Source organism: Zavarzinia sp. (genome assembly GCF_041650655.1).
GTDB lineage: Bacteria > Pseudomonadota > Alphaproteobacteria > Zavarziniales > Zavarziniaceae > Zavarzinia.
Genome location: NZ_JBAZKR010000040.1, coordinates 19,393 through 38,572, shown reverse-complemented (window position 1 = coordinate 38,572; position 19,180 = coordinate 19,393). Strand labels below are relative to the sequence as shown.

Genomic DNA, 19,180 nt, shown 5'->3' with positions numbered 1-19,180 from the left:
CGCCCCCTCGCGGGCGAATTTCCGCAGGCGGCGCAGCGCGACCTTGATGTTGCGGGTGCCGAGCTCGAGCTGATCGTCCAGATTCTGGAATTCGCGCTTGTCCCAGACCTTCACCGCGCGCTTGTTGCGGCTCTTGTCCTGGCCGATGCGCACGCCTTCCGGGTTGTAGCCGTGGGCGCCGAAGGGCGAGGTGCCGGCGGTGCCGATCCACTTGTTGCCGCCCTGATGGCGCTCCTTCTGCTCCTCGAGGCGCTTCTTCAGCGTCTCCATCAGCTTGTCGAAGCCGCCGAGGGATTCGATCAGCGCCTTTTCTTCCTCGGTCAGGGTCTTCTCGGCCAGTTTCTTCAGCCATTCCTCGGGGATTTCGGCGGTCGCCCCTTCGGCGACGCTTTCCAGCCCCTTGAACACAGTGCCGAAGACCCGGTCGAACTTGTCGAGGTTGCGCTCGTCCTTCACGAGGGTGGCGCGGGACAGATAATAGAAATCGTCGACCGAATAGGACGCGACCCCGGCCTTCAACGCTTCGAGAAGGGTCAGATATTCCTTCAGCGTGACCGGGATCTTGGCGTTCTTCAGTTCGTAGAAGAAATTGATGAACATCGTTTCACCCGTCTTCCAGGGATCGCCGCCCCGGCGCGGGGCCGGGGCGGACAGCCGGTGACTATTGCGGCGGCTGGCGGTCGGCGCGGCGGGCGAGGAAGGCCAGACGCTCGAACAGATGGACGTCCTGCTCGTTCTTGAGGAGGGCGCCGTGCATCGGCGGGATCAGCTTCTTGGGGTCGCGCTCGCGCAGCGTCTCGGGCGTCAGGCTCTCGGCCATCAGCAGCTTCAGCCAGTCCAGGAGTTCCGAGGTCGAGGGCTTCTTCTTCAGGCCCGGCACGTCGCGGATCTCGTAGAAGATGGTCAGCGCCTCGCGCACCAGGTCGTGCTGGATGCCCGGATAATGCACGTCGACGATCTGGCGCATGGTGTCCGGGTCGGGGAACTTGATGTAGTGGAAGAAGCAGCGGCGGAGGAAGGCATCCGGCAGTTCCTTCTCGTTGTTCGAGGTGATCATGACGATCGGCCGTTCCACCGCCTTCACGGTCTCCCGCGTCTCGTAGACGTAGAATTCCATGCGGTCGAGTTCCTGCAAGAGGTCGTTCGGGAACTCGATGTCGGCCTTGTCGATCTCGTCGATCAGCAGGATCGGCGCCGGGGCCGCCGTGAAGGCCTCCCACAGCTTGCCCTTGATGATGTAGTTGCGGATGTCGTGGACCCGCTCGTCGCCGAGCTGGGAATCGCGCAGCCGGCTCACCGCGTCATATTCGTAGAGGCCCTGCTGGGCCTTGGTGGTCGACTTGATGTGCCACTGGATCAGGTCGCGGCCCAAGGCGCCGGCGACTTCCTGGGCCAGCACGGTCTTGCCCGTGCCGGGCTCGCCCTTGATCAGCAGGGGGCGCTGCAGCGTGATCGCCGCATTGACCGCGACCTTCAGGTCTTCGGTCGCGACATAGGACTCGGTACCGGTAAACTTCATCGCAGGCGCTTCCTGTCTCCGATCGCGGGTTGTACGACGAAACTAGAAGGCGCCCGCGGCCCGATCAAGCCGCACGAATCCGACGTCGCGTCAGCCGCCACCTGCGAGCCTGGTCAGGGGGAAGATATCCGAGCCGGTGAAGAACCAGCGCGGGCTCTGGCGGTGGCCGTTGCCGACCTGGCGGGCGATCTCGGGCACTTTCTGCTTGGCAAATTCGCCGATCTCGATGATGTCGACGATGCCGTCGTGATTGCCGCGCGCGGCCTGGTCGGCCTTGCCTTCGAGCCCGTCGATCAGCGTCCCCGTGAAGACGCCGTGGCCGTTCACGCCGTCCAGCGCCTCTTCCTTGGAGGCGGCGCCGGCCAGGATGAAGCGGCCCGAGGCGCGCACGAGCTGGCCCGCCACCGTGTCGTTGGCGGTCTGGCGGATGACCGAATCCTCGACCGCGAGCAGGCCGGCGAAACAGGTGTCCAGCACCACGGCAGCGCGCCAGGCGCGCAGTTTGGACAGGATCGCGATAATGTCGTCCTGGTTGAGGCCGCCGGTCTGGATCGCATCCTTGGATTTGACCGCGATGTCATAGGGCAGGAAGTAATAGCGGCCCTCGATCGGCACGCCGTGGCCGGCCAGGAAGATGATCGCCGTATCGTCCGGCCCCGCCTGTTGGGACAGCGTGTCGAGCGCCTTCAGGATCTCGGCCCTGGTCGCCTTCTCGTCGGTCAGCAGGGTGACCACGGAGTTGGGGCCGCCCAGCGCCGCGGCAATGCCGCTGGCGTCCGACACGGCATTGGTGAGCGGCGGGATCTCGGACGACTGGAAGCGGTTCACGCCGATCGAGACGACATAGACCTTGCCCCCGCTGACCGCCGGATCGGCCGTCGCCCCGGTCGCCGTGGGGGTCGCCGGGCCACCCTGAGACGGTCCGCCCGAAGAGGTACCGCCCTGCGGGGGAGTGCCCGAAGAAGGTCCGGTTTGCGAGGGTCCGGTCTGGTTTCCCGGACCCGTCGGGCTGCCGGTATCGCCGCCGGCATTGGCCTGGACCTGGTCGGGCTTGGCCAATTCGATCGAGAGGACCGGCTGCTTGTCCTGGTCGACCTCGATCTCGTTCGGGCCGTTGAAGGCGGAGAGGCGGAGTTCGCTGGTGCCGCGACCGAGGGAGACGACGCGCTCGCCCGCCTGCTCGCCGCCGGTGGTGACGGCGGCGGAAGCCCCGCCCTCGACCACGGCGCCGTTCAGGCGGACCAGGATGCGGCCGATGCCGCCGCCCTGGTCGGCCGCCTTGTATTTCAGGCGGATCTGTTCGCTCGCCACCGTGACCGGTTCGCCCGGCTTGCCGCGGTCGCCGGGCGCCGGACGGCATTTCTCGGCCGCCCCGGGTTGAATTTCGCAGATCTCGGTAATGGTGATGGCGGGCGGCAGGCCGCGGTCCATCACCGCGACCACGCCGCCGATCTTGGCCGCGGTCGCGGCGATCTCGCTCTCGCCCGAGCGGCGCAGCTTGGCGACCACGAGGTCGCGCCGGTAGAAGACCGAATAGACCTGATCGACCGAGACCCATTCGGCACCCCGGGGCTTGCCGTCCTTCACCTGGTTGACGACATAGCCGAACAGTTTTTCGCCGCCCTGGGCATGGTCGAAGAAGCCTTCGACGGTCGAGGTCACCCAGCGCTGGGCATCGGCATGGGGGAAGAAGGAGAGGGCTTGGCGCCCGGTCTCCAGGTCGAACCAGCGGATCGTGCCGTCGCCGAGGCCCGCGACCACCCAGCCCGCCTGCTCGGCCAGGGAGACGGCCCAGACCGGGCTCGCCAGGTCGGTCTTCCACAGGAGCTTGCCACCCTCGTAGAGCTTGAGGCCGAAGTCGGTGCCGAGCACGACGCGCTTGGCGTTCGCCGTGACGGCGGCACTCCGCGAAATTTCATTGGCTTCGAGGGCGAGCGCTTTGCCGTCCATCGCCGGTTTGGCGCCGTTCTGCCACTCGGTCAGATGGGCGAGGCCGGCGGGCGCGGGCGGGTGGGGCAGGCCCTCGGCCGATTTCAGTTCGCCCGAGATCAGGTCGTAGACGTAAGAGCGCTCGCCGCCGCGGCCGAGGCCGAAGCGGATGGTGGCGCCATCCGGGGCGACGACGAAGCTGCCGTTCACCTGATCGCGGAAATCGGCGGTGGCGCGGTCGAGCTTCAGGCCCATGGCACCGCTCGCATCGATCGTGCCCCAGGCGGGATCGGCGGCGCCGAAGGCCATGCCGCCGCCGGGCAGGGCGGCGAGGCTGAGAACCGTGTCCTGGGCGACCGCGAGATCGGTGGCCGTGCTGCCGTCGAGCGCCCAGCGCCGCACCATCTTGACGCCGCTGGCATTGCCATAGGTGCCGCCGGCGAAGACGGTCTTGCCGTCGGCCGACCAGGCGACGACCGAGAGATGGCCGCTCTGCCGCCCGTCGCCTTCGAGGAAGCGCTGCAGCTTCAGGGTGGCGCCGTCCAGGATGGCGATGCGGTCGCCGTTCAGGAAGCTCACCGCGAGCAGGCTGCCGTCGGGCGAGAAGGCGACATCGAAGGGCTTCACCCCGTCGGGCGCCGCATAGATGCCGATCCGCTTCATGTCCGGACCGTAGAGCCGCACCGTACCGTCGAGCGAGGCGGCGGCGAGGCGGCCGGCGGGGGCGAAATCGACCCTGGTGATGGCATCCTTGTAATCGGCGTCGACCAGGGTCGACTTGCGCGCCTTCATGTCGACCACGCGCAGCCCGCGGGCATCGTTGACGCCGACCGCGAGCAGGCCGCCGTCGGGCGAGAAGGCGAGATCGTTGATCGTGTCGGCCGGCGGTTCGGAGAGGGCGATGCGCCCGACCCAGGCCTGCTTGTCGACGCCGTAGAAATAGATGCTGGCGGTGCCGTCGGTGGCGAAGCCGGTATTGCCGGCGACCGCGATGGAGGCGCCCGAAGGTGTCGCCGCGACGGCGTGCAGGGCACCTTCCGGTCCCGGTGCCACGGGGACGCGCAGGGTGGCGTTCAGATGCCCTGTCTCGACCGACCAGAAGCGGATCGTCTTGTCGTCGGAAACGGTGGCGAGCTGGCCGCCCTTGACCATGGCCATGGCGTTGATCGCGGCGCCATGCATGCCGGTCTCGACCATCGGCTGCGGCACCACGGCGAAGCTCGAGGTCGGCCGGGGGGCCTGCTGGGCCGAGGCGCCGGGGCACGACAGTACAGCGGCCGCGGCGAAGAACGCCGCGGCCGCTGCAAGCCGTAACCGACCTCGAGGCGGCATCATGCCGCCGGGTCGACCGCCCCGAGCGGGGCCAGCGTCAGCGGCTGGTCGAGTTCGAAGGTGGTGCTGCTGAGCATGGTACGGGACTCGGACACGTCATCGGCCAGCGCACGCTGCTTGATCTGGTTGGTTTCGGCAAGCTGCACGACGCCGCCGGCCGACTGCGGGGGCGGGGCGGCGGTCTGCGGCTCGGCCCGGGACGCGACGGCGGCGGTATCGCCCCGGTATCTGTCCTGGGTGACCAACAGGCTCGCCGAGACGAAGCCCGGCGTGCCATCGGCGAGGCGCACGCGCATCCAGCCGCCGGAGACGCCGGTCACTTCGCGGGCCTCGACGATCTCGCCGGCCTTCAGGCCGCCGATCTGGCGGCTGCTGGTGGACGGCAGTTCGCGCACGCGGGTCGACTTCGAGGCGACGCGGGTGAGCACCGGGCCGGTCACCTGGTAATTGGCCCCCGATGCGGCTGCCGTCGTGGGCGTGCGGGTGCCGGGCTCGAAATGGGAAATTTCGGTCGCGGCATAGGTATATTCCTGGCCGCGCTCGTTCATCTTGCCGCCGACTTCCTCGGCATATTGAACTTCCCACTCGAACTTGGTCTTGACCGCGGCGAGCCTGCCGCGCGCCTCGTCGGCCGAGATGCGACCGGCCTTGTAGTCGGCGCGGATGCCGTTCGCCTCGGCGGTGCGGCAGGCACGTACGCCGCGGAAGGCGGCGGTGGTGCGGTCGATCTGCTGATTCTCGGAATAGAGGTCCTTGTAGACACCGCCGACGAGCTGGGTGCGGTCGGTGTTCGCCTCCGCCTTGGCGCTGTAATAGCCGGCCACCGCGCCGCCCACGGCGCCGACGCCGGCGCCGATCGCGGCGCTCTGCCAGTCACCGCCGATCAGCGCGCCCCCCAGCGCACCGAGGGCGGCACCAGCGACCGCGCCTTCGATCATGGCCTGGTTGAAATAGTCGCCAATCGCCGTCAACTGCGAACGCTGGGACGAGCAGGGATCGTTGGCGGCGATGGTGCCCCCGGGGGCACTGGAATCGGGCACGCAGGCAGCGATGCCGGGGGCCACGAGGAGGCCGATGGCGAATACCGCCGGAAGATGTTTTTTGAGCGAAACGGCGCGCGCCGACATGATCCAGTTCCCCCTCGGACTGCCTCGAGGCCGGAATACTAGACCAGCTAGGCGGATTTTGCACGGCCGACCCATGTGACCCCAGTCACGCCCGGCACAAATTGCCGGCAGGACGCGCCCCGATGCCACGAAACCCGCGGAAATCCTGGAATTCCCGGTTGGCCCGCGGCTTGCAGCGGAGGTCCCGAAGGTGCCGGCACGTCCCGCCGGCCGGTACAGAGAGGGAGTCCCCATGTCCTTCGTCGGCTATTTCAGCACGGCGCTGTCCGGGCTCAACGCCCAGTCCCAGGCACTCAGCGCGATCTCGAACAACATCGCCAATTCGCGCACCACCGGCTACCGGCGGGTGGACACCAATTTCGAAGCCCTGGTGACCGAGGCGAGCCGCACCACCTATCAGTCCGGCGGCGTCATCGCCTCGCCCCTCTACGCCAATGCGGTGAACGGCACGACCGAGACGACGGGAATCGACAACAACCAGGCGATCGCCGGCAACGGCTTCTTCGTCGTCTCCAAGCCCACGTCGGTGACCACCGCCGGTACTTCGTTCGAGGACCGGGACTATTACACCCGCGCAGGCGATTTCCAGCTCAACGCCGACGGCTATCTCGAGAACGGCTCGGGCTATTACGCCCAGGCCTACAAGGTCGACCCGACGACCGGCCTCGCCACCGGCTCGATCGGCGAGATGCAGGTGACCGACAAGACCATGGCGCCGGCGCCCAGCACGGCCATCACCTGTCGCGTCGGCCTGCCGGCCGATATCGCGACCGGCAAGTCGGTGACCAGCTCGGTCGACGTCTTCGATTCCCTCGGTTCGTCCCACTCGGTCGATCTGACCTGGACCAAGACCGCGGCCAACACTTGGTCGCTGGCCGCCAATTCGGCCGACGACACCACGGCGACCACGGCCAATTTCACCGTGACCTTCAACACCGACGGCACGCTCGCCAGCGCCACGCCGGCGCCGCTCTCCCTCTCGGTCACCTATCCGGGCGCCGCGGCCCAGACCCTGGCGCTCGACTTCGGCACCGCCGGCTCGGCCTCCGGGCTCACCCAATATTCGGGCACGGCGATCGAGTTGAACGACCTCTCGGCCGACGGCTATGCCAAGGGCAGCTTCAGCGCGCTCTCGATCGACCAGGAGGGCTACGTCACGCTGAATTACGACAACGGCGAGAGCAAGGTCGCCTATCAGCTGGCGTTGGCCAATTTCAACGCGCCGCAGAACCTCCAGACGGTCGACGGCCAAGCCTTCCTGGCGACCCAGGCGGCGGGCACGCCGCTGGTCGGCCATGCCGGGCAATATGGTCTCGGCACCCTGGTCGGTTCGGCGGTCGAATCCTCCAACGTCGACATCGGCGAGGAATTCACCGGCCTGATCACCACCCAGCGCGCCTATTCGGCCAACGCCAAGGTGCTGACCACGGTCGACGAGATGTTGCAGGACATCCTCAACGCCAAGCGCTGAGGCTGAGGGGCGAGGAGACGAGACATGAGCCTGACCGGTGCCATGAATGCCGCCCTGGCGGGCCTGAACGTCCAGCAACGGGCGATCCAGACCGTCAGCGGCAACGTCTCCAACGCCACCAATCCGGACTACACCCGCAAGACCGCGGTCGCCCAGGCGACCGGGGCCGGGGTGATCACGGCGGATGTGACACGCGCCACCAACGACGCCCTGGCGCGCGATCTCCTCGCCTATGCCTCGCTCTCCGGTCAGACCGACGCCCAGTCGGCCTTCATGACCAAGCTCTCCACCCTGTTCGGGGTCAGCAGCGGACAGACCGGCCTCGCCACGGCCGTGGAGGATTTCTCCGACGCCTGGACCGTGCTGCAGTCGACCCCGGACAGTGCCGCAGCCGAAGCCGACGTCCTGGCCAAGGCGGGCGACCTCGCCGACATGCTGAACAAACTGTCGAGCGGCCTCGAGTCGATCGATAAGGAAGTGCAGTCCGAGACCGCGTCTACGGTCGACGACATCAACGGCCTGCTCGACAAGATCGACACGCTGAACAAGCAGATCAAGACGACGGCCTCGGCCTCGGTCGACACCAACGACCTCGAAGACCAGCGTGACGCCGCTGTGCGGTCGCTGTCCGCCCTGATCGACGTCAAGACGATCGCGCGGAGCGACGGCACGCTCGCGGTCTTCACTGCGGGTGGCCAGACCCTGGTCGACCAGCATGCGACCAAGCTCGCCTATGACGGCACCGACGTGACCCGGGCGGGCGACGGCGTCGCCATCACCGGCTCGATCCGCTCGGGCAAGCTGGCCGGCCTGCTGTCGCTCCGCGCGACCGGCACCAGCACGGACGCCGGCACCGCCACCATCACCGAGCTGAAGGCCCAGGTCCTGGCCTTCAAGAATGCCCTGAGCGATCCTTCGATCACCGGTGGTTTCGCCGCGACCTATGACGCCGCCGCCGCCGGCACGGGCGAATTGGCGAGCGGTTTCTTCACCATGACGGGCGGCACCATCGCCGTGAACACCGCCCTGACCGACGGCACCGCGACCCTGAAACAGGGCGCGATCAATTCGGCCGGTGCCGCCCTGGTGGATGGCAGCCGCAGCTTCTCGGCCGGCGGCCTGTCGGTCAGCGGACAGGATTATGCCGGCATCGCCAATGCGATCACCGCCTCGCTCGCGGCCGACGTCGGCACCGTGACCAACAAGGCCTCGCTCGCCGCCGCCACCAAGACCGAGGCGGAGACCCGCTTCCAGTCCTCCGTCGGCATCAACATGGATTCGGAACTCGCCAATCTCCAGGTGCTGCAGAACGCCTATGCCGCTTCGGCCAAGGTGATGCAGACCGTCAATTCACTTTACGACGACCTCTTCGCGGTCCTGAGGTAAACGGCCATGCTCTCCGTCACGACCTATGCGTCCCAGCTTCAGACCCTGGCCAACATCAAGCGCAACCAGGACAGTTTCGCCGAACTCTCGGCCCAGGTGGCGACCGGCGAAAAATCGGCCGACCTTTCGACCTATGGCGGCACCGACGCACGCCGCGTGATCAACGCCGACCAGCAGGTCTCGCGCCTGACCGCCTACAACAAGGCGATCGACATCGTGACGCCGACGGTGAAGGAATATTCCGTGCAGATCGATCACATGGACGATCTCGCCAGCGCCATCGGCACCGCCTTGTCCGGTGCCAATACCTTCGACAAGGCCACGGCGAACCAGCTCGGCACCCAGATCGACAATGCGCTGCGCGATCTGACCTCGATGCTGAACGAGAAGAACGGCAACCGTTACCTCTGGTCGGGCGGCAATTACGACACGGCGCCGGTCACCGACCTGACCACGCTGCCCGATCTGGCGACGCCCGCCGCCTTCACCCCGGTGACCGACCCGACCCTGCCCGACTATTACGCGGCGGCGCCGGGCACCGATGCCTCCGCCTGGACCGAGGCGAGCTTCTCGCCCGAAGTCGGCAAGACCGTTCAATACGGCCAGGTCGCCTCCGCCGAGGGCATCCAGCAGCTCATCTACGGCCTGCAATTGGCTAAGAGCGGCCTGGCGGCTGCCGCGGCGGCACCGGACAGTGCCAGTGCCGAAACGGCCTACGACAGCTTCCGCGAACAGGCGCAGAGCGTGCTGAAGGGCTCGCGCGATGGATTGAAGTCGCTCTCCACCCAGGTCTCCCTCGACCTCGCCTCGATCACCACGAGCCGCGACACCAACACGGCGCAGATCAACCTGTTCAAAGACGAACGGGGCAAGATCACCGACATCGACACGGCCGAGGCGGGCGTGAAGCTCAACCAGGTACAGATCCAGCTCGACGCGACCTATCAGATCGTCGCCAAGCTGACCTCGACCTCGCTGGTCAATTACCTCTGAGGGGGAAGGGGATCAGGCCTGGACTTCCAGGCTGTCCGACCCGTACGGCGACGATGCCGCCGGGGTGCGGGCGGTCGCGCTGCCGTGACCGCCGGTGCCGCGCGTACCGGACTGGCCGCCGGTCTCGCCGCCCCGCGCCGTGCCGCCCGAATAGGCCTGGGCGCGCCGATATTCCGCCACGACCTGCTGGCTCGGGAACTGGTTCTCGACCTTGCCGGTCGAGCTGTCGCGCAGTTGCACGATGGTGATGCCGAGGTCGCTGTCGTAGGAGAAATGCGGGCTGAAATAAACCGGGCCGGCCTCCGCGACCGCCTGGGCCGTCTCCGTCCGCACGCCACTGGTCGAGACCCGCACAGCCGCGATCGCCGTCACCACCGAGGTCGTCGGGACGGAAACCGGTGCGCTGACACTGCCTTCGGCCGAGATCATGGCATTACCGAACGGGATGCCGGGCTTGAGTCCGGTCGACGCAGGCGCATCCCGAACAGGCCGCACGTCGACTAGCCGAAATCCTACATCTCGCGCAACGCGAGTCAACTGCATTCATTTTGGTTGCATCGCCGGCGCGACGGGACGGGCAAATTCGATCGCGCGGCATTTTCTGCCGGGTCCGGACCGCCGCCTGGCCCCGGCAATAATCGGCGCCGCTTAAAATAATTCATATAAATCAATATGTTGTGGTGTCGTTGTGGATTGGCACGGCATTTGAAACTGCTCCGGTGAACCGCCAGAAGGTGGCGGCCGCGAACCAGAAGGAACACACCGTGAGCGACATCCATCTGACAGCAACATCGAGGGCGAACCTGCTCTCCCTTCAGGACACGACGAACCTCGCCAACCGTACGCAGGGGCGCCTGTCCACCGGCCTCAAGGTCGCGAGCGCGCTCGACGACGCGGTCGCCTACTTCCAGTCGAAGAACCTGACCGATCGTTCCGCCGATCTGACCGAGCGCAAGGACGACATCGACCAGGGCATCTCGTCGCTGAAGTCGGCGGTCAACGCGACCGAATCGGCGGAGAAGATCCTGAAGCAGATCAAGGGCATCGCGATCTCGGCCAAGACCGCCGACGACACTACGCGCGCCGATCTGACCAAGCAGTTCACCGATCTTCTCGGCCAGCTCAATTCACTGCTGAACGACGCCTCCTATCAGGGCACCAACCTGGTCAACGGGACCGCCCAGTCGCTGACCGTGCGCTTCTCGGAAGTGACCACGGCGACCCTGGATGTCGGTGGGCGCGACCTGCGCGCCGGCAAGCTGCTGACCGCGGTGAACGCCGGCAGTGTCGCCGCCTCGGTGATCTTCAGCCAGTTGCTCGCCGCCGCGGGCACCTCGGGCAAGAGCTTCACCTCGATCGCCGACAGCAACATCGTCAAGGTGATCGACAAGCTGACCGGCTATCTCGACACCGCCGTGTCGTCGGTCCGTGCCGCGGCCTCGAACCTCGGTGCGAATGTCACCCTGCTGCAGACCCGGCTCGACTTCACGTCGAACTACATCAACACGCTGACGGAAGGCTCGGACAAGCTGACGCTGGCCGACCTGAACGAGGAAGGCGCCAATCTGGTCGCCCTTCAGACCCGCCAGCAGCTCGCGCTGAAGGCCCTCAGCTTCGCTGGCCAGAGCGAGCAGCAGGTCCTCCAGCTCTTCCAGTGATCCGATCGAAATAAAGGAACAACGTCATGATCAACGTCGCCAAGACCCATCTGTCGGCCCTCGAAGAGGCCGCCTATCCCTTCCTGGAATGCGCGGTGCTGCTGGACAACGCCCGCAAGGAGGACCACGTGATCCAGCTCGCCGATGCGCTGGACATCAATGCCGCGCGCTGGCAGACGGTCGCCAACCGCGCCGCCGACCGGGCCCCGGGCCTGCCCACGGGCACCGCGGACTTCTTCAACCGTGCCGGCCGCTTCATGGTCGAGGCGGCGCGCACGATGCGCACCAACCCCGATCAGAATGTCATCGAGATGATGATCAACATGAACCTGAACATGTCGGAGACCATTCTGACCGCCCGCTGAGCCAGTGCCGCCGGCGGCCGGGATCAAGGGATTCCGGCATGCCGGCCGGGGCTCAGCCGAACAGTTCGACCCGGTTCGCCCCGCTCGACTTCGCCTTGTACATGGCCGCATCGGCGCTGCGCAGGATCTGCAGCGGGTCGATCGTGCCGAGGCCGCCGTCGGCGATGCCGATCGAGGCCGAGATATGGACCTCGTTGCCGAACACGTCGTAGGGCAGCGCCAACGCCGCCCGGATCCGCTCGCCGAGGTCGAGAAGCGACGAGTCGGTGCCTGCCAAGGGCACAAGCACGACGAATTCGTCGCCCCCCAGCCGGGCCACCGTATCCTCCGCCCGGACGCAGTCGGTGATGCGCTTGGCCACCTGGCACAGAAGGTCGTCGCCGGCGCGGTGGCCGAAGTCGTCGTTCACCGGCTTGAATTTGTCGAGATCGATGAACAGGACGGCGACCCGGTCGTGATGCCGCTCGGCCTGCGGCAGGGCCTGGCCCAGGCGGTCCATCAGCAGGGCGCGGTTGGGCAGGCCGGTCAGGGCGTCGAAATTGGCCCGCTGCCACATCTCCCGGTCCTGGCGCTTGCGCGCCGTGATGTCCGACAGGAGTGCCACATAGCGCGTCACCTCGCCACGGGCGTCGGTCACCGCACTGATCTTCAGCCATTCGACGAAGATCGCGCCGTCCTTGCGCCGGTTGGTGATTTCGCCTTCCCAACTGCCTTTCTGGTCCAGGCTGGCGTTCATCATGTCGTAGAAGGCGCGATCGTGCTGGCCGGACGACAGGAGTTCGCCCGGCGTTCGGCCGACCGCTTCGTCGACCTCATAGCCGGTCACCGTGGTGAAGGCCCGGTTGACGCGGACGATGCGGCGGTTGGCATCGGTCACCATGATGCCTTCGCTGGCGGCTTCGAAGACCGACTGGCTGATGGTCAGGGATTCTTCGAGCTGGATCAGCCGGCTGACGTCGGTAAAGGAGATCAGCGAGACGCCGTCCCCGTCATCTGTCGATTCAGGCAGGCGCAGTGTGATGAAATTGAGCCAGCGGCGGTCGCCGCTCGCGAGCTTCACGTAGAAGAGGTCGTCGCCGTCGGTGCGGCGCAGGGCCTGCATGCTGGGATAGCGGGTCAGCGGTACCGGGTTGCCCGCCGGATCGAAGAGCTTGACCGTGCGCTGTCGCAGGCCGGCGTCGTCGACCTCGAGAAGATTGGTCGCCCGCCGGTTCCAGAAGCCGATGCCGCCGTCGGCATCGACCACGATCAGGCCTTGGGGCAGGCTGTCGATCAGCCGGCGATAGCGCCGCTCGCTCTCGTCGAGGCGTTCCCGCTGGCGGAAATCGTGCAGGAGCAGCAACCCGACCAGCAGGACAAGGGGGCCGATGATCAGGGTGGCGACCAGATTCTCGTTACGCTGCTCGGCGATTACCGCGTCGGCCCGATCCGTCAAGGCCTCCGGCGGGGCTTCGGCGTAGGCGACCAGGGGGAAGGGGCCGACCCGGTGCCAAGTGGCGAATTTGCCGTCCGGCGTGGTCAGGTGGCCGGCCTCACCGCGGCCGATAGCCGACGGCACCGGCAGGCACGCCGCGAAGCCGGCGGCGCCATTGTCGTTCGCGACGAAGACGCCGCCGTGGTCGTCGACCACGCCGATCATGCTGCCGTCAGGGCGGCGCACGCTCGCGAAGCGTGACAGCAGATAGGCGCGCGACAGCCTGAGCCCGACGGTACCGGCGAAGGCACCGTCGCGCTCCAGCCGGCGGGCGAAGTCGACGGTGGCTGCCCCGGCGACAGGAGGGGCGATGGCCAGGGCGCCACCGTCTCGGACCTCGGCCAGGACCGGGCGAATATCCGGGTTGCCGGCGCCGCCGCTGTCCCACTGGACGGTGCCGGCCGCGTCGGCGACCCAGACCGCCACGCCGCTCTCGGGCGGGAAGAGGCGCGGCAGGCCCCGCGCTGCAGAGACAATCGGGGCCGGCGTGCCGTCATATTCGCTGCGCAAGTGGTCCAGGACGAAATCGACCTCGCGCAGCATGGCTTCCAGCCGGTCGGCGACGGCGACAGAGGTCAGGTCCAGCGCGGCCGCTCCGGCCTCGACTGCTGCGCGGTGACGCTGGTCGGACCAATACAGGAAACGGCCCCAGGAGGCGACGGCGACCAGAAGTAACCCTGTGATCGAGAATACTATCAGTGCGCGATATTTCGTGGGTGACAGCATTCATCGTGCTTTATGGGGGCCGGTGGCTCATTCAGCCGGTCCGACGTTCTTCTACCACGATAAGCGTAGCCCATTGTTCGATGGGCGGGGGCAAGATACGAGAGTCCTAGCTAAGCTTTACGGCCGCTTTGGCTCCTAATACATCCGGCTAAGCGGCCTTCTTGCATCGTTCGTCGCAGAATGCCGCGATCGAAGCGCACAACACCTGTGCGGCGGCCGGGGCGCCGGGCCGGCGGGTCAGGAACAGTTCGGTCGCCGGGATGGCCGGCAGCCGTTCGGCCGGGCCGAGAATCCGATGTTCCGGGGCAATCGTGCCCGCTTCCATCAGGGCGACGCCGAGGCCGCCGGCAATGGCCGCCTGGACGCCCGCCAGGTTGGGGCTCTCGTAGGCGATGCGCCAGCGCCGGCCGGCGCCTTCCAGGGCCCGGATCGCCCGCTCGCGGTAGAGGCAGCCGGGCAGGAAGGTGACCAGGGGCAGAGGATCCTGCGTGCCGGCCAACGGCAGGTCGCGGCTGGCGATCCAGACCAGCCGTTCGGGCCAGGCCGCCACCACCGGGCCGGCGCCGGGCTCGCGCTTGGCCAGGATCACGTCGTAACGCCCGCGCTCCAGGCCGTCGGTCAGGGCGACGGAAAGGTCGCAGCGCACTTCGAGGCGAACCTGCGGCTCGGCCCGGGCGAAGGCGGCGATCACCCCGGTCAGGGCGGTGACCGCGAAATCCTCCGGGATGCCGAGGCGCAGCACCACGGGCGCCGGCACGCCGCCCAGGGCGGCCTTCGCCTCCGCCGCCAAGCTGAGCAGGCGGCGGGCATAGAGCAGCAGGGTCTCGCCCGCACCGGTCAGTTCGACCCGGCGGCCTTCCCGGCGGAACAGGGGCTGGCCCACCGCCTCCTCCAGCCGGCGGATCTGCTGGCTCACGGTCGACTGGCTGCGATGCACCTTCTCGCCCGCCCGGGTGAAGCCGCCCGCATCCACCACCGAGACGAAGCTGTGCAGCAGGTCGATGTCGAACATGGCTCTTGATCCATTTCTTGAATGGATTTCATGATAACATCTAATTTCTGAATGGAAACGGCTTGCGCTAGCCTCCTTCCGTCGAGAAGGAGCGGGGCCATGACGGTGGCGGCAGATGTGAATCAGGCGGAACGGCAAGGGTTGGGGGCTGATTGGGCGGCCATCGCCCTGTTCTGTCTGTTGTGGAGTTCGGCCTTCGCGCCGGCCAAGATCGCCCTGGCCGATTGCCCGCCCTTGCTGATGTTGGCGCTGCGCTTCCTGGTGGCGGGGCCGCTCTGCCTCGCCATCGCCCGGGTACGGGGCGAATCGCTGCGCCTCGGGCTGCCTGCCCTGGCCGTGCTCACCTTGCTCGGCCTGCTCAACAATGCGCTCTATCTCGGCCTCTCCTGGTCGGGGATGCGCAGTGTCTCGTCCGGTTTCGCGGCGGTACTGATCAGCGCCAATCCACTGCTCGTCGCACTCGCGGCGGGGCCGCTCCTGGGTGAGCGGATGACCGGCCGCCGGCTGTTCGGCCTTCTGCTCGGTATCGGCGGGGTCGCCCTCGTGCTCCGCTCGCGGATCGGCGGGGCGGGGGAGGATCCGGCCGGCACGCTGCTCGTGCTGGGCGGCCTGGTGGCGCTGGTCGCCGGCACGCTCGCCTACAAGCGGCTGGCGCCGCGCGCCGGTGCCGGGCCCTGGGCCGGCAACGGTGTGCAACTGCTGGCCGCCGGCATCGCCCTGCTGCCACTCTCCCTCGCGGTCGAGGATGTCGGCGCGCTGCGCCCGACCGCGAATTTCCTGCTCTCGATCGGCTGGATGATTTTCGGGGTTTCGGTCGGCGGCTATTTCCTGTGGTTCCGCCTGCTCGCCCGGCATTCGGCGACGGCGGCGTCGAGCCTGCATTTCCTGATGCCGCCGCTCGGCCTCGGCTTCGGCTTCCTGATCGCGGGCGAGGCGGTGCCGCTTGCCGACCTGGCCGGGGTGGTGCCGATCGCGCTCGGGATCGCGCTGGTGACGCTGCCGGCGCGGCGGGCCTAGCTCTCGCGCTCGGCCCGGAAACGCTTGACGGGGCGAACCTGGGGCGCCGTCGTCACCCGGTTGCGCAGGCCCAGCATGACGATGGTCAGGGCCTGGAACAGGGCGGTCCGGTCGAGCGGCGCGTCGAGCGCCGTGCCGCTCTCGAAATGGACATGGCCGTCGCCGCCGAGGACATGACGGTCGGCCGCCCGGGGATCGGCGGCGTCGAGCACGGTACGCCAGCGCGCCCGACCCTCCCGGTCCTCGGCCGAGAAGGGCAGGGGACCCAGATCGGCGGACAGGTCGAGGGCGTGCGGCTCCATCCGGCCTTCGAAACGGAAGCCGCCCAGGGCGAAGCGGAAGGTCGAAGACATGGACAAGGCGCCGCTTCTCCTATACTGCGATGGCCGACGGCGGACGGGCTCGACTTGGGCGGCCCGGCTCCCCATATCGGACACTCCATCCCAATCCGCTTAAAAGAGCCTTAAAACCGATGAGCGAACGACGCGCCGAGGCCGGAGCGCCCCGAAGCGCCCTGCAGACCCTCCGCCTGTTTCTGCCCTATCTCTGGCCCCGCGACCGGCGCGACCTCCGCGTGCGGGTGGCGCTGGCCATGGCCTTCCTGGTGCTGGCCAAGGTCGCCAATGTGGTGGTGCCCTATTTCTACAAGGCGGCGGTCGACACACTCTCGATCAAGGCGACGGCGATCACCGTGCCCGTGCTGATGATCGCGGCCTATGGCCTCGCCCGGGTCGGTTCCCAGGTTTTCGCCGAAATGCGCGACAGCGTCTTCGCCCTGGTCGGGCAGAACGCCGTGCGCCGCCTCGGCCTTTCGACCTTCGAGCATCTGCATCGGCTCTCGATGCGCTTCCATCTCGAACGGCGGACCGGCGGGCTCAACCGGGTGATCGAGCGCGGCACCAAGGGGATCGAGCTGCTGCTCCGCTACACCCTGTTCAACATCGTGCCGACGATCCTCGAGATCGTGCTCGTCATCATCCTGCTGGCGAGCGGTTTCGGCTGGCCCATGGTGGCGGCCATGCTGGCCACTGTGGCCGCCTATATCATGTTCACCCTGCTCGTCTCCGAGCGCCGCATCGTCTACCGGCGCGAGATGAACAACCAGGATGTCGACGCCAATACGAAGGCGGTCGACAGCCTGCTGAACTACGAGACGGTGAAATATTTCTCGAACGAGGAGCACGAGGCGAAACGCTTCGACAAGGCCCTGGCCCGCTACGAGACGGCGGCGGTGAAGAGCCAATTCTCGCTCTCCTTCCTCAATGCCGGCCAGTCGGCGATCATGGCGGCGGGGCTCGCCGCGGTCATGTATCTGGCGGCCTCGGGCGTCGCCGCGGGAACCATGACGGTCGGCGATTTCGTCCTGGTGAACACCTTCCTGATCCAGCTCTACATCCCGCTCAACCTGCTCGGCTTCGTCTACCGCGAGATCAAGCAGGCGGTGATCGACATGGAGGCGATGTTCGCGGTGATGGAAGTGCCGCCCGAAGTGGTCGACCGCCCGGGGGCCAAGCCGCTTGCGGTCACCGGCGGTGCCGTCCGTTTCGAAGGCGTCGATTTCCGCTACGACCAGCGTCGCGGCATCCTGAAGGATGTTTCCTTCGAGGCGCCGGCGGGGGCGACCATCGCCATCGTCGGCCCGTCGGGCGCCGGCAAGTCGACCATCAGCCGGATCCTGTTCCGCTTCTACGACATCCAGGCCGGCAAGGTTTCGATCGATGGCCAGGACCTCCGCGACGTGACGCAGGAGAGCCTGCGCAAGGCGATCGGCATCGTTCCCCAGGACACGGTGCTGTTCAACGACACGATCCGTTACAACATCCGCTACGGCCGGCCGAGCGCGACCGACGCCGAGGTCGAGGAAGCGGCGAAGCTGGCCCGCATCCATGATTTCGTCCGTTCCCTGCCGGACGGCTACGACAGCATGGTGGGCGAACGCGGCCTGAAACTCTCGGGCGGCGAAAAGCAGCGCGTCGCGATCGCCCGCACGATCCTCAAGAATCCGCCGATCCTGCTCCTGGACGAGGCCACTTCGGCCCTCGATACCCAGACCGAGAAGGAGATTCAGGCGAGCTTGAAGGAGATTTCGCGCAATCGAACCGCTATCGTGATCGCGCATCGCCTGTCGACGGTCGTGGACGCGGACGAGATCCTGGTGCTCGACCGCGGCCGTATCGTCGAACGCGGCACGCACGAGCAGCTTTTGGCCGCGGGCGGCCAAGATGCCGGCATGTGGCAGCGCCAGCTCGAGGCGGTCGAAGCCGAGGCCAAGCTGGCCGAAGCCCGCGCCGAGGGTCTGGTGCCGGCCGCCGAATGACGGCGGCCAAATGACGGTGGCCTGATTCGCCCGGCCGTGCTCTGGGGGACAAGACTTTGGATATTCTGGCTTCGCTGCGTTCGGTCATTCATCCCCTCCACCGCGAGGGGGTGAAATTCGTCCTGATCTTCGCGATCGCGACCCTGCTGCTGTTCCTGCTGTGGCGGCCGCTCGGCTGGTTCGGCGTCGTGCTGACGCTGTGGTGCATCTATTTCTTCCGCGATCCGGCGCGGGCGACCCCGGTGCGGCCGGGCCTCGTCGTTTCGCCGGCCGACGGCAAGGTGGTCGATACCGCGCAGGCGGTGCCGCCGGCCGAACTCGGCCTGGGCGCCGAACCGCGCAGCCGTGTCTCGATCTTCATGAGCGTGTTCGACGTCCATGTGAACCGGATCCCGGTCGCGGCCACCATCGACCGCACCGTCTATCGCCCCGGCAAGTTCCTGAACGCGGCCGACGACAAGGCGAGCGACGACAACGAGCGGAACGGGCTGCGCCTGATCCTGGACGACGGCCGCGATCTCGGCGTCGTGCAGATCGCCGGCCTCGTCGCCCGCCGCATCGTCTGCGAGGTTCAGCCGGGCCAGCGGCTCGAGACCGGCACGCGCTTCGGCATCATCCGTTTCGGCAGCCGGCTCGACGTCTACCTGCCGGCGGGGGTGGTTCCCCTGGTGGCGGTCGGCCAGCGCGCCGTCGCGGGCGAGACGGTGATCGCCGATCTCGCCTCGACGGAAGCTGCCAGGCTGGCCGTGGTCGGCTAGCGCGGTTTCCGGCAAAGTGGAAGGCCGGTTTGCCGCTAGAAACCGCGCTATTCAAAGACATCTGAGCCGATTGCCGATTCAGTGAATCGGCAATCG

Annotated in this window: 15 protein-coding genes and 1 pseudogene; 8 read left to right on the top strand and 8 right to left on the bottom strand. The window is 67.3% G+C overall.

Annotated features, from left to right (window positions below):
• The 4 genes and pseudogenes from WC493_RS11095 to WC493_RS11080 all read right to left on the bottom strand — a co-directional run.
• A pseudogene (locus WC493_RS11095) lies at nucleotides 1-600 on the bottom strand (VWA domain-containing protein); the annotation flags it as partial.
• A 61-nt stretch (nucleotides 601-661) separates the two neighbouring features.
• Nucleotides 662-1,519: an AAA family ATPase gene (locus tag WC493_RS11090; protein WP_373065560.1), complete on the bottom strand. Its 858-nt coding sequence runs from the start codon at nucleotides 1,517-1,519 to the stop codon at nucleotides 662-664.
• Nucleotides 1,520-1,609: 90 nt separating this feature from the next.
• Entirely contained in the window at nucleotides 1,610-4,783 is a 3,174-nt protein-coding gene (locus WC493_RS11085) for a caspase family protein (RefSeq protein WP_373065558.1), read from the bottom strand.
• Entirely contained in the window at nucleotides 4,780-5,907 is a 1,128-nt protein-coding gene (locus WC493_RS11080) for an SH3 domain-containing protein (protein WP_373065556.1), read from the bottom strand. The genes WC493_RS11085 and WC493_RS11080 overlap by 4 nt, the downstream gene beginning before the upstream one ends.
• A 232-nt stretch (nucleotides 5,908-6,139) precedes the next feature.
• Between WC493_RS11080 and flgE the strand changes: the two genes are divergently transcribed.
• From flgE to WC493_RS11065, 3 genes are read left to right on the top strand one after another with little or no spacing between them, the layout of a single operon-like run.
• Nucleotides 6,140-7,378 carry a flagellar hook protein FlgE gene (gene flgE / locus WC493_RS11075; RefSeq protein ID WP_373065554.1) on the top strand — a complete coding sequence of 413 codons (1,239 nt, stop codon included), beginning with the start codon at nucleotides 6,140-6,142 and terminating at the stop codon, nucleotides 7,376-7,378.
• 24 nt (nucleotides 7,379-7,402) lie between these two features.
• The gene (flgK, locus tag WC493_RS11070; RefSeq protein WP_373065552.1) at nucleotides 7,403-8,764 is read left to right on the top strand and encodes a flagellar hook-associated protein FlgK; all 1,362 of its coding nucleotides are present in this window, start codon (nucleotides 7,403-7,405) and stop codon (nucleotides 8,762-8,764) included.
• A gap of 6 nt (nucleotides 8,765-8,770) precedes the next feature.
• The gene (locus WC493_RS11065) at nucleotides 8,771-9,757 is read left to right on the top strand and encodes a flagellin (protein ID WP_373065550.1); all 987 of its coding nucleotides are present in this window, start codon (nucleotides 8,771-8,773) and stop codon (nucleotides 9,755-9,757) included.
• A 12-nt stretch (nucleotides 9,758-9,769) separates the two neighbouring features.
• Here WC493_RS11065 and WC493_RS11060 read toward each other — a convergent pair whose 3' ends face one another.
• Nucleotides 9,770-10,186, bottom strand: coding sequence for a hypothetical protein (locus tag WC493_RS11060; protein WP_373065548.1), 417 nt, complete (start codon nucleotides 10,184-10,186; stop codon nucleotides 9,770-9,772).
• A gap of 290 nt (nucleotides 10,187-10,476) precedes the next feature.
• On the opposite strand from WC493_RS11060, the gene WC493_RS11055 reads away from it, so the two are divergent.
• Both WC493_RS11055 and WC493_RS11050 read left to right on the top strand, forming a co-directional pair.
• Complete coding sequence (locus WC493_RS11055; RefSeq protein ID WP_373065546.1) at nucleotides 10,477-11,415, top strand: flagellin; 939 nt, start codon at nucleotides 10,477-10,479, stop codon at nucleotides 11,413-11,415.
• 26 nt (nucleotides 11,416-11,441) lie between these two features.
• Nucleotides 11,442-11,780, top strand: a complete 339-nt coding sequence (locus WC493_RS11050; protein ID WP_373065544.1) for a hypothetical protein — start codon at nucleotides 11,442-11,444, stop codon at nucleotides 11,778-11,780.
• A 52-nt stretch (nucleotides 11,781-11,832) separates the two neighbouring features.
• On the opposite strand, the gene WC493_RS11045 is transcribed toward WC493_RS11050, so the two are convergent.
• Nucleotides 11,833-13,980, bottom strand: a complete 2,148-nt coding sequence (locus WC493_RS11045) for a diguanylate cyclase domain-containing protein (protein ID WP_373065542.1) — start codon at nucleotides 13,978-13,980, stop codon at nucleotides 11,833-11,835.
• Between the two features lie 148 nt (nucleotides 13,981-14,128).
• On the bottom strand, nucleotides 14,129-14,992 hold the full coding sequence (locus WC493_RS11040; RefSeq protein WP_373065540.1) for a LysR substrate-binding domain-containing protein: 864 nt from the start codon (nucleotides 14,990-14,992) through the stop codon (nucleotides 14,129-14,131).
• Between the two features lie 99 nt (nucleotides 14,993-15,091).
• Here WC493_RS11040 and WC493_RS11035 point away from each other — a divergent pair, with 99 nt between their 5' ends.
• A complete protein-coding gene (locus tag WC493_RS11035; protein ID WP_373065538.1) occupies nucleotides 15,092-16,009 on the top strand; it encodes a DMT family transporter in 918 nt (305 codons plus the stop codon).
• Here the strand turns inward: WC493_RS11035 and WC493_RS11030 are convergent.
• Entirely contained in the window at nucleotides 16,006-16,368 is a 363-nt protein-coding gene (locus WC493_RS11030; protein WP_373065536.1) for a hypothetical protein, read from the bottom strand. The genes WC493_RS11035 and WC493_RS11030 overlap by 4 nt on opposite strands.
• Before the next feature lie 113 nt (nucleotides 16,369-16,481).
• On the opposite strand from WC493_RS11030, the gene WC493_RS11025 reads away from it, so the two are divergent.
• Complete coding sequence (locus WC493_RS11025) at nucleotides 16,482-18,326, top strand: ABC transporter ATP-binding protein/permease (protein WP_373065534.1); 1,845 nt, start codon at nucleotides 16,482-16,484, stop codon at nucleotides 18,324-18,326.
• A 65-nt stretch (nucleotides 18,327-18,391) separates the two neighbouring features.
• Nucleotides 18,392-19,084, top strand: coding sequence for a phosphatidylserine decarboxylase (locus tag WC493_RS11020; protein ID WP_373065562.1), 693 nt, complete (start codon nucleotides 18,392-18,394; stop codon nucleotides 19,082-19,084).
• Nucleotides 19,085-19,180 lie beyond the last annotated feature (96 nt).